Below are 13953 nucleotides of genomic sequence, written 5' to 3' on the forward strand. Positions count from 1 at the left end.
CAAGCCTTCGGCGATTCCGTTTTGTCGGCATATGAGCTAAACAGCGAGCATGGCAAAGCGAGTCACCGGCCCCGAAATCGAAAAACTCATCCAGCTTCTGGCGAAGGTGCCGGGCCTCGGGCCGCGTTCGGCGCGCCGTGCGGCGCTGCACCTCATCAAGAAGAAGGAGCAGCTTCTCGGGCCGCTTTCGCTGGCAATAGGCGAGGCCTATGACAAGGTGAAGGTCTGTTCCCGTTGCGGCAATGTGGATACCGTCGATCCCTGCACGGTCTGCACCGATATCCGCCGCGACCAGTCCGTCATCATCGTGGTGGAAGACGTCTCCGACCTCTGGGCTCTGGAACGCGCCGCCGCGCTGAACGCCGCCTATCACGTTCTCGGCGGCACGCTATCGCCGCTCGACGGCGTCGGTCCCGAAGACCTCAACATCCGCGGCCTCATCGACCGGGTGAGCGAAGGGGGCGTTCGCGAGCTGATCATCGCGGTCAACGCCACGGTCGAGGGGCAAACGACGGCGCATTACATCACCGACCAGCTTTCCGACATCGACGTGAAGATCACCCGGCTGGCGCACGGCGTGCCGGTCGGCGGCGAACTCGACTATCTCGACGAGGGAACGCTGACGGCGGCGCTTCGGGCGCGCACGACGATCTGAGGGGAGCATTGAGCATGTGGAAACTTACCCCCCTCTGTCACTTCGTGACATCTCCCCCTCAAGGGGGGAGATCAACTGGAGCTCGACGCTCGTGCCACCTGCCAATCTCCCCCCTTGAGGGGGAGATGCCCGGCAGGGCAGAGGGGGGTGTCTTTCGGCAGTTCATTGCGCTGCTTTTGCTGGTCATAACCACGCTCTTCCCCCTCTCCTCGCTTGCCCAATCGCGCTCGGATGTGGAGCGGCAGTTCCAGCGATGGATCGCGGGTGATCTTGGCTCGGAGGCTAAGAAGGCGGGAATTTCGGAACGCACGCTGAAGGCCGCGTTTCAGGGCATAAAGCTCAACTGGGACCTGCCCGATCTGGTGCCACCGGGAACCAAGCCGCCGAAGAAGCAGGACCAGAGCCAGGCGGAATTCTCCTCGCCGGGCGCCTATTTTTCGGAGAAGCGCCTGCAGGGGCTTGCCGCAACCGGACGAAGCCTCGCCGCCACCCATGCGGCGACGCTGAAAAAGATCGAGGCCGCCTATGGCGTGCCGGGCGAGATCGTCGTGGCAATCTGGGGTCGAGAATCCGGCTTCGGCCGCGCGAAGCTTCCCTATTCCGCTTTCGACGTGCTGGCGACGAAGGCCTTCATGTCGACCCGCAAGGAGATGTTCCGCACCGAACTCATCGCGGCGCTGACCATGGTCGAGCGCGGCTATATCGCACCTTCGAAGATGATGGGCTCCTGGGCCGGCGCGCTCGGCCAGCCGCAATTCATGCCCTCCAGCTACCTGAAATATGCCGTGGACTTCGACGGAGACGGCCATCCGGACATCTGGAACTCCGTGCCCGATGCGCTCGCCTCGATCGCCCATTATCTTCAGAAGGAAGGCTGGAGCCGAGGCCGCGACTGGGGCTTCGAGGTGGCGATCCCTGCGAATGTGAGCTGCGCGCAGGAAGGGCCCGATCTCGCATCACCGATTTCCGCCTGGGCTTCGGCGGGGATCGAGCGGATTTCCGGCAAGGCTTTTCCGTCCTCGGAGATGAGGGCGCCCGGCATGATGCTGGTCCCGGCTGGCCGGCATGGGCCGGAATTCATCGTCACGCCGAATTTCTACGTGCTCAAGCAGTATAACAATTCAGATCTCTACGCACTCTTCATCGGCAATCTCGCCGACCGGATCGCCCACGGTGCGGGACCCTTCAAGGGCAATTGGGGCGATGTCGGCAAGATGCTGCGCTCGGACGTGCTCGCCATGCAGAAGGCACTGGTCGCGAAAGGCTACGACGTCGGCAATGTCGACGGGCTGCCCGGCTTCAAGACACGCCGTTCGCTCGGCGACTGGCAGGCGAAGAACGGTCTTGTCCAGACCTGCTATCCCGACGCCTCCCTGAAGGCGCAGCTAAGATAGATTGCGCTTCAACCCCTCGTGGCTCGCGACGAAGCCAAGCTTCTCGTAAAAGCGAATGGCATCCGGCCGGGCCTTGTCGGAGGTAAGCTGAACCAGTCCGCAGCCCCGCTCGGCCGCCCTTTCCACCGCCCATTCGATGAATGCGGAACCCAGCCCGCTGCCGCGCTCGTCGGCGGCGATGCGCACGCTCTCGATCTGGCCGCGCCACATGCCGGTGCGCGACAGGCCGGGGACGAAGGAAAGCTGCAGGCAGCCGACCACGACATCATTCCTGCCCACCGCCACGGCAAGAAGCTGGTTGGCATCCGCCTCGATGGCGGCGAACGCCTCCTGGTAGCGGGTATCGACAGGTTCGGAAACCACCTCGCGCGACTGGCCAAGCTTGTCTTCGGCCAGCAGGCTGACGATGGCGGCCAAATCATCACGACGGGCTTTTCGGAACGTGTACATGGGTGGCCCTAATGATGCAGATCGGGTGGCGACTTGTAGATGATGTCACTTTTCGGCGGAATGGTCTGACGCTCGATCATCCGGTGGACGCGCGGGCCATCATCGCCGCGATGCAGTCGACGGATACCATCCCAGATCTCCTGGTCCGCCTTCGTGCGGCGCTGATTATGGCGCACATAATCCGCCCAGGTGGCGGTGTGATAGGTCTCGGTCCAGATTTCCGGGTGTTCCAGATCACGCATCAAAGCCCATTGGCGAGCACCGTCGCGGATGCGGACCCGCCGGCGGCCGGACATCAGAGCCAGGAATTCCGGGACGTCCTCCGCCGCAATCGTATAATCGATCAGCGAGACGATCGGACCGCTGCGCGGCTGCAGGTCGAACTTCAAGAGCGGTTCGTTGAAACGATTCAGCGGATCGAGATCGACGGCACCGAACTGCGGTACCGGCACCCGCAGCCCGACCGCCGCGCCGACCAGCATAACAAGGCTTGATATCGTGAGCGCGAACGACACGCCGGAGGCTTCCGCAACAAGGCCCCAGACCCAACTGCCGAGCGCGATGCCGCCGAAGGTGGCCGTCTGATAGAAGGAGAGCGCCCGGCCGACCACCCAGCGCGGCGTCGAGAGCTGCACCGTCGTGTTGAAGAGGGAAAGCGCCAGAACCCAACAGGCGCCGGGCACGAGCAGCACAAGACAGGTGAGCCAGGTGCTGGTGCTGAGGCCGGCAACGGCGGCGCTCGCGGCAAAGCCGAGGAAGGAGAGCCGGACGATCGCTTCGCTCGACAGAACCTCCCGGATACGGGTGTTCATTAGCGCGCCGCCGATCGCACCGACGCCGAAGGCGCCGAGCATGACGCCATAGGTCAAGGGGCCGCCCGAGACGAGATCGCGCGCGACGATCGGCATCAAGGCGAGAATGGCGCTGGCCGAGAGACCGAACAGCAGGCCGCGAAACAGCACGTTGAGGATATTGGGCGACATCGCCACGTAGCCGAAGCCGGCGGAGATGGCGCGGCCGAGCGTTTCGCGCGGCAGAGTGGTATTGGGTATGTCCGGCTTCCAGCGCAGGAGCGCCGTGATCGGCGCGAAATAGGAAACGGTGTTGATCGCGAAGGCAGCGGCGGCCCCCGCAGCGGCGACGATCGCACCGCCGAGCGCCGGCCCGAGGCTGCGGGTGATGTTGAAACCCATGCTGTTCAGCGACACTGCCGCCGGAAGCACGTCGCGGGGGACCATGTCTCCCACCGAAGCCTGCCAGGAGGGATTGTTGAGCGCCGTCCCGCAGCCGATCAGGAAGGTGAAAGCAAGCAGGAGCCAGGGCGTGAGCAGTTCGAAATGGGCGAAGAGCGTGAGCAATGCCGAAACGGCAAGCATGAAACACTGCGCGGTGATCATCAGCCGGCGGCGGTTGAAACTATCGGCAAGCGCGCCCGAGACCAGCGAGAACAGCATGATCGGCAGGGCCGTGGAGGCCTGCACCAGCGCCACCATATTCTCGGAATCCGAAATGGAAGTCATCATCCAGGCCGCGCCGACCGCCTGGATGAGACCACCGAAATTCGAAGCCAGACTCGCAACCCAGATGTTGCGGAAAGTCTCATGCCCGAAAGGAGCCAGCGGCGATACCCGATCCGGCACGTTTCCTCCCTCGTCTTGTCCGGCTGCTGTTCACTCCCTAACTAGAGAATGTTCCCGGCCTGACAAGCGGATTTTTTCGCTTCGGCCTCTTTCCCTGGCAAGTATTGCAATCGGCGGCCGGAAAGCTTATATGCAGGCCATATTCTTGATCGTCTGATGAAGAGTGGGTTCGGCGAGGACCCGCTCTTTTTTGTTAGGCGCTCGCAGCAAAACAGCCTTAGGGCCAATCCCCGGGGGGCCAATCCCAAGGGTCAATCATTGCCGGAGAGCTTATGCCGCCAACCGAAAACGAGCCGCGGCTCATCGTCGAGACCGGTCTCGATCTCAGGGTCGCCGAAATCATCGAACCTGTCCTTGTCGCGATGGACTATCGCCTCGTGCGGGTCCGACTGATGAACCAGAACGGCGCGACGCTTCAGGTCATGGCCGAGCGCGCCGACGGAACGATGACCGTCGAGGATTGCGAAAAGGTCTCGACCGCCATTTCGCCGGTTCTCGATGTGGAAGATCCGATCGATAAAGCGTATCATCTCGAGGTATCCTCGCCGGGCATCGACCGGCCGATGGTCCGCAAGTCGGATTTCGCGCGCTGGAGCGGCCATCTGGTGAAATGCGAGACGTCGATCCTCATCGACAACCGCAAGCGGTTCCGGGGCAAGATTTCGGATGCGGACGGGGAAGGCTTCACGATCGAGCGTGATCAGGTGGCCTATGGCGAAGAGCCGCGCGTCAGGATTCCGTTCACGGCGCTGTCAGACGCCAAGCTTATCCTGACCGACGATCTGATCCGCGACGCGCTGAAGGCCGACAAGCTCGCCAAGGCCGAAGCCGCGAACCAGAACGAAGCAGACGACGAATAACCGAACAGAGACATCGGGCCTCCAGAAGAGCCCCTCATAATTCGATCTACGGAGACCAACGACAATGGCAGTGAGTGCGAACCGGCTTGAACTTCTGCAGATCGCGGATGCAGTGGCGCGCGAAAAGGTCATCGACCGCGAGATCGTGCTGGCCGCGATGGCCGACGCCATCCAGAAGGCTGCCCGCTCCCGCTACGGCTCGGAAACCAATATCCGCGCCGACATCAATTCCAAGACCGGCGAAATCCGCCTCCAGCGCCTGCTGGAAGTGGTGGAACAGGCCGAGGACTATACCACCCAGATTCCGCTGGAGCTTGCTCGCGACCGCAACCCCGATGCCAAGATCGGCGATTTCATTGCCGATCCGCTGCCGCCGATGGACTTCGGCCGCATCGCCGCGCAATCGGCCAAGCAGGTGATCGTGCAGAAGGTGCGCGAGGCCGAACGCGACCGTCAGTACGACGAGTTCAAGGACCGCGTCGGCGAGATCGTCAACGGTAGCGTCAAGCGCGTCGAATATGGCAATGTCATCGTCGATCTCGGCCGTGGCGAAGGCATCATCCGCCGCGACGAGATGATCCCGCGCGAAACGCTGCGCTATGGTGACCGCGTACGCGCCTATGTCTACGAAGTGCGCCGCGAGCAGCGCGGTCCGCAGATCTTCCTGTCGCGCACCCATCCGCAGTTCATGGTCAAGCTTTTCACCATGGAAGTGCCGGAAATCTACGACGGCATCATCCAGATCAAGTCCGTCGCACGTGATCCGGGTTCGCGCGCCAAGATCGCCGTGATATCGAACGACAGCTCGATCGACCCGGTCGGCGCCTGCGTCGGTATGCGCGGTTCGCGCGTTCAGGCGGTGGTCGGCGAACTGCAGGGCGAGAAGATCGACATCATTCCGTGGAGCCAGGATCCGGCGTCCTTCATCGTCAACGCGCTGCAGCCGGCCGAAGTCGCGAAGGTCGTTCTCGACGAGGACGCCGAGCGCATCGAAGTGGTCGTGCCCGACGAGCAGCTTTCGCTCGCCATCGGCCGCCGCGGCCAGAACGTGCGCCTGGCCTCGCAGCTCACCGGCTGGGACATCGACATCATGACGGAGCAGGAAGAATCCGAGCGCCGTCAGAAAGAGTTCAACGAGCGGACCGGCCTCTTCATGGACGCGCTCGACGTGGACGAGATGGTCGGCCAGGTGCTCGCCTCCGAGGGCTTCGCGCAGGTCGAGGAACTTGCTTACGTCGAACTCGACGAAATCTCCTCGATCGAGGGCTTCGACGAGGACACGGCGAATGAAATCCAGATGCGTGCCCGCGAATATCTCGAGCGCCTGGAAGCCGAGATGGATGCCAAGCGCAAGGAACTCGGCGTTTCCGACGAGCTGCGCCAGATCCAGGGCCTGAACGGCCCGATGCTGGTGGCGCTCGGCGAGGACGGCATCAAGACGGTCGAGGATTTCGCCGGCTGCGCCGCCGACGATCTCGTCGGCTGGAGCGAGCGCAAGGATGGCGAGACCAAGAAGTACGAGGGCCTGTTCTCCAAGCTGGACGTATCGCGCGTCGAGGCCGAGAACATGATCGTCCAGGCCCGCCTGCTCGCCGGCTGGATCACGGAAGAGGATCTCGCCCGTGAGGCTGCGGAAACCGACGAAGCGGAAGAAGCCGAAGAGGCGGACGCCGCCGAACAGGAATGATGCCGCTCGTGAGCGAACCGCATGACGACGATGACGGGCGGAGCGACGCTATCGTGAACGACCGCACCTGCATCGTCACCCGCGAGGCCGGATCGCCGGAAACGTTGATCCGCTTCGTGGCAGCACCCGATGGACGGGTGGTGCCGGACCTGAAACGGCAGCTCCCCGGCAGGGGATGCTGGGTAAAGGCGGAACGGGCGTTGGTGGACCGGGCGGCGCAGAAAAAGCTCTTCGCCCGAGCGCTGAAGACCGAGGCGAAGGCCGACGCCGATCTTGGCGCGCTGGTCGACCGGCTGATCGCCGCCGACCTTGCCGGCATGATGAACATGGCACGCAAGGCGGGCCAGTTCGTCACGGGCGCGATGAAGGTGGACGCCGCCGTGCGCTCCGGCGCGGCGATCGCGGTCTTTCACGCGGCGGATGCCGCCGCAGACGGGGTGAGAAAGATAGACCAGGCCCGCAAGGCCCGGTCGCTCGGCGAGGATGCCGGGCAAAACATACCGTCCTTTTCGCTCTTCACGAGCGCGGAAATGGACGAACTGATGGGCCAGAATGCTTTTATCCATGCTTGCGCGCTTGCAGGGCAGGCGGGTGAGGGTGTAGTGAAGCGCGCAACCATGCTCGAAAAGTACCGAGGGTTCGGTCAATCCGGGGCAGAGGGCGGCGCTGGCCAGCCAAAACAATGACGCGGTCACCGGCAGGGACCGGCCGCCGCACTGGAATGCACGCATCGAAAAACGAGGTCTGATGTCGCCATCCGATCCTCGTTTGAAGGAACAGGAACGGAATGACCGACAACAAAGACGACAAGACACTCAGCGTTACGGGCAAGAAGACGCTTACCCTGAAGCCCTCGGGGATGAGCCAGGGCACCGTGCGCCAGGACATCGGTCGCGGTCGCAGCAAGGCGGTCGTGGTCGAAACACGCAAGCGCCGTCCTCTTCGCCCCGAAGACGAAAAGCCAGCTTTCACGCCCGCACCGCCGGCTCCGCGGCCGGTAGAAGCCGCCCAGCCGGTGCAGCAACAGCGTCCGCAGCCGCGCGTTCACCAGCCTGCGCCTCAGGGACAGCGTCCCCAGGCTCCGCAGGGCCAGCGGCCGCAATCCTCCGGGACGCAGCGACCGAACGTGCTCCACGATCTCTCTGCCGGAGAGATGGAGGCCCGTCGCCGCGCGCTCGTCGAGGCTCAGGCCCGTGAAGTGGTGGAAGCCAAGCAGCGCGCCGAGGAAGAAGTGCGCCGCAGGGCCGAAGAGGAACTCCGCAAGGCGGAAGAAGCCGCCGAGGCCGCGCGTCGCGCTGCCGAGCCGGCTCCCCAGCCTACCGAGGAACCCGCACAACCGGCCGCCGATGCTCCGGCACCCGCCGCAGCCAGGGCCGACGATCGCGTCGCGCCGGCACGGCCTGCAGAGGAGCGCCCGCAGCCGACCAGGACCGCAGCCGTTCCGCAACCGGCAGCCGCCGCTCGCGGCCGCCGTCCCGGCAATGAGGAAGAAGACGATCGAGGTCCGGCGCGCAATATACCGGGCCGCGGCCGGGTTGCCGCTCCGGTGCCCGCCAAGGTTCCTGCGCGTCCCAAGGGCGACGAAGGCCGCCGCCAGGGCAAGCTCACCGTGACCACGGCCGCCGTGGACGAGGAAGGAGCATCCCGCGGCCGTTCGCTCGCTTCGATCCGCCGCCGGCAGGAAAAATTCCGGCGCAGCCAGATGCAGGAGCCGCGCGAGAAGGTGGTGCGTGAAGTCATTCTTCCCGAGACCATAACGATCCAGGAACTGTCGCAGCGCATGTCCGAGCGCTCCGTGGACGTCATCAAATACCTGATGAAGGAAGGTCAGATGATGAAGCCGGGCGACGTCATCGACGCCGACCTTGCGGAACTGATCGCCACCGAATTCGGCCATACGGTCAAGCGCGTCTCCGAGTCCGACATCGAGGAAGGCATCTTCGACGTTGCCGACAGCGAAGGCGAAATGCTGTCGCGTCCGCCGGTCGTGACCATCATGGGCCATGTCGACCACGGCAAGACCTCGCTCCTCGACGCGATCCGCCATGCGAACGTGGTTGCCGGCGAAGCCGGTGGCATCACCCAGCATATCGGCGCCTATCAGGTGGAGCAGAACGGCCAGAAGATCACCTTCATCGACACCCCCGGCCACGCCGCCTTCACCGCCATGCGCGCCCGCGGCGCTCAGGCGACCGACATCGCGATCCTTGTGGTCGCAGCCGACGACAGCGTGATGCCGCAGACGATCGAGTCCATCAACCACGCCAAGGCGGCGGGTGTTCCGATCATCGTGGCGATCAACAAGGTCGACAAGCCGACGGCCAACCCGCAGAAGGTGCGCACCGAACTGCTGCAGCACGAAGTCTTCGTGGAAAGCATGGGCGGTGAAGTGCTCGACGTCGAAGTATCGGCGAAAAACCAGACCAACCTCGACAAGCTGCTCGAAGCGATCCTGCTGCAGGCGGAAATCCTGGACCTCAAGGCCAATCCGAACCGGACGGCCGAGGGCACGGTCATCGAAGCCCAGCTCGACCGCGGCCGCGGCTCTGTCGCAACCGTGCTCGTACAGAAGGGTACGCTGAAACCCGGCCAGATCATCGTCGCCGGCGACCAGTGGGGCCGCGTTCGCGCGCTCGTCAACGACAAGGGCGAGCATGTGAAGGAAGCGGGGCCTGCCCTGCCGGTGGAAGTGCTCGGCCTTTCGGGCACGCCCGCGGCCGGTGACAAGTTCGCCGTCGTCGAAAGCGAAAGCCGCGCCCGCGAGATTTCCGAGTATCGCCAGCGGCTTGCCCGCGACAAGGCGGCTGCCCGCCAGTCCGGCTCGCGCGGCTCGCTCGAACAGATGATGACCCAGCTCCAGACCTCCGGTCTCAAGGAGTTCCCGCTGGTTATCAAGGGCGACGTGCAGGGTTCGATCGAAGCCATCATTGGCGCGCTCGACAAGCTCGGCACGGACGAAGTCCGCGCGCGCATCGTCCATTCGGGCGCCGGCGGCATCACCGAGTCGGATATCTCGCTTGCCGAGGCATCGGATGCGGCGATCATCGGCTTCAACGTTCGCGCCAATGCACAGGCACGTTCCTTCGCCGAGCGTTCCGGCATCGAAATCCGCTACTACAACATCATCTACGACCTGGTGGATGACGTGAAGGCGGCGATGTCGGGTCTGCTCTCGCCCGAGCGGCGCGAGACCTTCCTCGGCAATGCCGAAATCCTGGAGGTGTTCAACATCACCAAGGTCGGCAAGGTCGCGGGTTGCCGCGTCACGGAAGGCAAGGTCGAGCGTGGTGCCGGCGTGCGCCTCATCCGCGACAACGTCGTCATCCACGAAGGCAAGCTCAAGACGCTCAAGCGCTTCAAGGACGAGGTCTCGGAAGTGCCGGTCGGCCAGGAATGCGGCATGGCCTTCGAGAACTACGAGGATATCCGCGCCGGAGACGTCATCGAATGCTTCCGCGTGGAGCACGTCACCCGCACGCTCTAAGCGCCGGACCAAGCAACAGAAACCGCCGGAGATTTCCGGCGGTTTTTTCTTGTCAGATCAAGACGGATGAGGAGGAGAGTTCATGGCAATTTCGTTCGATCTCAGCGGCAAGACGGCGATCGTCACCGGTGCGAACACAGGACTTGGGCAGGCGATCGCGGTAGCACTTGCGGGTGCGGGCGCCGACGTCGCCCTGGTCGGGCGTTCATCCATGGCCGAGACGGAAGCGGCGATTGCCGCCCAGGGCCGCGGAAGAAGCCACATGATCAAGGCGGATCTGTCGACCATAGAGCCGGCCGGTGAGGTGATCGATGCCGCGCTTGCCTGGACCGGCCGCGCGGATATCCTCGTCAACAATGCCGGCATCATCCGCCGCGCCGACGCGATAGACTTCACCGAAGCCGATTGGGACGCGGTGATGGACGTGAACCTCAAGACCGTATTCTTCCTTTCCCAGGCTTTCGCACGCCACGTGATCGGCCAGGGCAAGACCGGCAAGATCATCAACATCGCCTCGCTGCTTTCCTTCCAGGGCGGCATACGTATTCCTTCCTACACCGCCTCCAAGAGCGGGCTTGCGGGGCTGACGCGGCTTCTCGCCTGCGAGTGGGCCGGCAAGGGCATCAACGTGAATGCAATCGCGCCCGGCTATTTCTCGACCAACAATACCGAAGCCCTCAGGAACGATCCCGACCGCAACGCGGCGATCCTGGGACGCATCCCGGCCGGACATTGGGGGGAGCCGGAAGAGCTCGGAGGAGCCGCAGTCTTCCTTGCCTCGCCCGCCTCGGACTATGTGCACGGCATCGTGCTGCCCGTGGACGGCGGCTGGCTGGCGCGCTGACCGGAGCACGAACCCGCGCTTTTCACGGGCGGCACCTGTCGCCCGTGATGCTTCACCGATCACCGCGGGATCCCCGCCGCGCTCCATAATGTGAGCGGCGTTCTCAACTTATTAGTTGCCAAAGCAAGTCAACTTTATTATCGGGATAGCAACACCTCACGGGCCGCTCGGAGCAACCGGGCGATGACCGGATGGTTTTTGTTTGCCGGAGCAGGCACGCGTAAAAGCAGCGCAGCCTGCTTGTTTCCATATCCGGAGAGTTGCCTGCCATGTCCATTGCCAAAAAGCCCGTTTTCTCCACCCATCGTCCGCGTCTGGTCCTTCTGGCGGCGGCCTTGATGCTGACGGCACCCGTGGCGATTGCGCAGACGCAGGAAACGAGCCCCCCGCAGGTTACGGCGCCTGAAGCGCCTGCTAGCCAAGGGCAGGCACCGGCGTCTGTCCCGGCCCCAGCCGCCCCCTCCGCTACAACGCCTTCGGCAACTGCACCTAGCGCCTCCTCCCCGGTTGACGCTCCCGCTGCTCAGCCGGGCTCGCCGGCCGCGCCGGATGCCGGCGCACAGCAGGCACAAACTCCTTCAGCTCCCGTTCCTGCCGCACCTTCCGAACCTACCGGTGTTGCTCCGACCCAGGCGCCGGCGGCCGATGCCACTGTCCCGGCGGAAGAGCCGGCGGATATGTTCACGCAGTTCCTAGAGCCTGAGCAGCGCTCCGACCTGCCCCACAACCTTTCGCCCTGGGGCATGTTCATGGCTGCCGACTGGGTGGTGAAGGGCGTGATGATCGGGCTTGCCTTCGCTTCGCTCGTGACCTGGACGGTCGGGCTTGCCAAGTCGCTGGAAATCGCCGGCGCGAAGACCCGCGCCAATCGCACGATCAAGGTGATCCGCACTTCCCGGACGCTTTCGGACGCCGTGGAGGCGGTCGAGCGCCGCGGTGGGCCTGCCGCCCTTATGCTGCGGGCCGCCGCCGAGGAGGTGGAGCTTTCGGAAGCCGCCATCGACCACACGCATGGGGAGGGCGTCAAGGAGCGTGTCGGCTCAGCCCTCTCGCGCATCGAGGCCTATGCGGGCCGGCGCATGTCGCGCGGCACGGGCGTTCTGGCGACGATCGGCTCCACCGCCCCCTTTGTCGGTCTCTTCGGCACCGTATGGGGTATCATGAACTCCTTCATCGGCATTTCCGAATCGCAGACCACCAACCTCGCGGTGGTGGCACCCGGCATCGCCGAAGCACTGCTGGCGACCGCCATCGGCCTGGTCGCCGCCATTCCGGCGGTCGTCATCTACAACGTCTTCGCCCGCTCGATCACCGGCTATCGCCAGCTCCTGGCCGATGCCGCAGCCGGCGTGGAGCGGCTGGTGAGCCGGGACCTCGACTTCCGCAAGATCCCGCCCGGCCGGAAAGCATCGGTGTCGCTGGTAGCAGGGGAGTAAGGCCATGGCCGGCGGCATCCGCGAAAATCACGGCGACGAGCTTTCGGAGAACCATGAAATCAACGTGACACCGTTTATCGACGTCATGCTGGTTCTGCTGATCATCTTCATGGTGGCGGCTCCGCTTGCCACGGTCGACGTCAATGTCGACCTGCCCGCTTCCTCCGCCAAGCCGGCGGAACGGCCGGACGAGCCGCTCTACCTCACGGTCAAGGAAGACCTGACCCTCAATCTCGGCAATGATGCGGTCACGCGGGAAGCCCTTGCGGCCGCTCTTGAGCAGACCACGCAGGGCAACAAGGATACGCGCATCTTCCTGCGCGCCGACAAGGCGGTCGATTACGGCCAGTTCATGGAGGTCATGAACCTGCTGCGCGATGCCGGCTATCTGAAAATCGCGCTGGTGGGCCTGGAAAGCGTTTCCAGCGCGACTGCCACACCGGCTCCCAGCGCCGCTCAGCCGGCCGCACCAGCGCCCCCGGCCGCCGGAGGCGCCCCATGAGCACGCTTGCCTTCCGCAGCAGCCCTACCGGGCGTGTCGGAGAGCTCGCGCTCTGGAGCAGCGCGGCGGTGCTGATGCTTTCGGTACATGTCGCGGGCGCAGTCTATCTCATGCGCCAGGAACCGGTAGCGGCCGCCGACAACCAGCCGCCGGCGGCAATCATGATCGAGCTCGCGCCCGAGCCCGAGGCGACAAACGTGGAAGAAGATCAGGTCGCCACGGAGATGCAGGATTCGCAGGAAGTGAAGAGCGCTTCCAACGAACCGGAGCCGGAGCCCCTGCCGGAGCCCATTCCCGAACCGGTAGCGGAGCCCGAACCGATCGAACCGCCGCCGCCCCAGGAAGTGGCGGAACCCGTAGAGCCCGAACCTGCTCCAGAACCCGAGCCCATCGAGGAAGTCGACCCGATCGAGCAGCAGGTGCTGGCGGCGCTGGAGAATGTCCAGGTTCCGCTTCCGGTGACGCGCCCACCGCCGGTGCAGGAAAAGCCGAAGCCCGAACCGAAGAAGGTCGAGAAGCCCGAGCCGGAGAAGAAGGTCGTCGAGAAGCCGAAACAGCGGCAGCCGCAGGCTCAGAAGGAAGAGACACAGGCGAAGCTGCAGACTCGTGAATCGAACCGTACGGCTGCCAGCAAGACTTCGGCGGGCTCGTCAAGTTCGGGTAAAAGCAAGGCCGAATGGGTAGCACAAATTGGACAAAAAATTGCCCGCGTGGCGCGCCGGCGTGGCTGCCCAGGCGATGGTTTGGTGACCGTCAGTATGCGCGTTGACGGCGGCGGAAACATCTTATCAGCCTCACTCTCCCGGTCATCCGGGGATTCCCGTATCGACAATCACATGATTTCCTCGGTCCAGAAAGCGTCTCCCGTTGCCGCTCCGCCACCGGGCCAAAGCGGCTTGGTTCAGATCCCGTTCGCGTGCGAATAGTTGCCTTACGCTCAGCAAGAGCTATCTGCGGGAGAACCATTTCCTGCATATATTCCCGTCGATTCGTGGGGGGTC

The 13953-nt window shown here is 64.1% G+C and carries 12 protein-coding genes; 10 read left to right on the plus strand and 2 right to left on the minus strand.

The genetic code is table 11. The annotated features are described in order from the left end of the window. The first annotated feature begins 49 nt into the window (after positions 1 to 49). Both recR and ACE04I_RS07505 read left to right on the plus strand, forming a co-directional pair. Positions 50 to 655 (plus strand): recombination mediator RecR, encoded by a 606-nt coding sequence (gene recR / locus ACE04I_RS07500; RefSeq protein ID WP_487206872.1) that lies wholly within the window; start codon positions 50 to 52, stop codon positions 653 to 655. A 125-nt stretch (positions 656 to 780) separates the two neighbouring features. Continuing rightward, entirely contained in the window at positions 781 to 2049 is a 1269-nt protein-coding gene (locus ACE04I_RS07505; RefSeq protein ID WP_487206873.1) for a lytic murein transglycosylase, read from the plus strand. Here ACE04I_RS07505 and ACE04I_RS07510 read toward each other — a convergent pair. Together ACE04I_RS07510 and ACE04I_RS07515 are read right to left on the minus strand one after the other, a co-directional pair. After that, on the minus strand, positions 2041 to 2499 hold the full coding sequence (locus tag ACE04I_RS07510; RefSeq protein WP_487206874.1) for a GNAT family N-acetyltransferase: 459 nt from the start codon (positions 2497 to 2499) through the stop codon (positions 2041 to 2043). The genes ACE04I_RS07505 and ACE04I_RS07510 overlap by 9 nt on opposite strands. An 8-nt stretch (positions 2500 to 2507) precedes the next feature. Further along, positions 2508 to 4139: an MFS transporter gene (locus tag ACE04I_RS07515; protein WP_487206875.1), complete on the minus strand. Its 1632-nt coding sequence runs from the start codon at positions 4137 to 4139 to the stop codon at positions 2508 to 2510. A gap of 272 nt (positions 4140 to 4411) precedes the next feature. On the opposite strand from ACE04I_RS07515, the gene rimP reads away from it, so the two are divergent. The 8 genes from rimP to ACE04I_RS07555 all read left to right on the plus strand — a co-directional run bounded on the left by rimP (position 4412) and on the right by ACE04I_RS07555 (position 13878). Next, complete coding sequence (gene rimP, locus ACE04I_RS07520; protein ID WP_487206876.1) at positions 4412 to 4999, plus strand: ribosome maturation factor RimP; 588 nt, start codon at positions 4412 to 4414, stop codon at positions 4997 to 4999. A 64-nt stretch (positions 5000 to 5063) separates the two neighbouring features. After that, positions 5064 to 6686, plus strand: a complete 1623-nt coding sequence (gene nusA / locus ACE04I_RS07525) for a transcription termination factor NusA (protein WP_487206877.1) — start codon at positions 5064 to 5066, stop codon at positions 6684 to 6686. Then, positions 6686 to 7372, plus strand: a complete 687-nt coding sequence (locus ACE04I_RS07530) for an RNA-binding protein (protein ID WP_487206964.1) — start codon at positions 6686 to 6688, stop codon at positions 7370 to 7372. Before nusA ends, ACE04I_RS07530 begins: the two co-directional genes overlap by 1 nt. Positions 7373 to 7473: 101 nt before the next feature. After that, entirely contained in the window at positions 7474 to 10170 is a 2697-nt protein-coding gene (gene infB / locus ACE04I_RS07535; protein ID WP_487206878.1) for a translation initiation factor IF-2, read from the plus strand. A gap of 82 nt (positions 10171 to 10252) precedes the next feature. Beyond that, positions 10253 to 11014 (plus strand): 2-dehydro-3-deoxy-D-gluconate 5-dehydrogenase KduD, encoded by a 762-nt coding sequence (gene kduD / locus ACE04I_RS07540; RefSeq protein WP_046793855.1) that lies wholly within the window; start codon positions 10253 to 10255, stop codon positions 11012 to 11014. Between the two features lie 338 nt (positions 11015 to 11352). Beyond that, a complete protein-coding gene (exbB, locus tag ACE04I_RS07545; protein WP_487206965.1) occupies positions 11353 to 12450 on the plus strand; it encodes a tonB-system energizer ExbB in 1098 nt (365 codons plus the stop codon). Positions 12451 to 12454: 4 nt separating this feature from the next. After that, positions 12455 to 12952: a TonB system transport protein ExbD gene (gene exbD, locus ACE04I_RS07550; RefSeq protein WP_487206879.1), complete on the plus strand. Its 498-nt coding sequence runs from the start codon at positions 12455 to 12457 to the stop codon at positions 12950 to 12952. After that, positions 12949 to 13878 carry an energy transducer TonB family protein gene (locus ACE04I_RS07555; protein WP_487206880.1) on the plus strand — a complete coding sequence of 310 codons (930 nt, stop codon included), beginning with the start codon at positions 12949 to 12951 and terminating at the stop codon, positions 13876 to 13878. The genes exbD and ACE04I_RS07555 overlap by 4 nt, the downstream gene beginning before the upstream one ends. Positions 13879 to 13953: the final 75 nt, after the last annotated feature.

Source organism: Rhizobium moroccans (assembly GCF_057559155.1).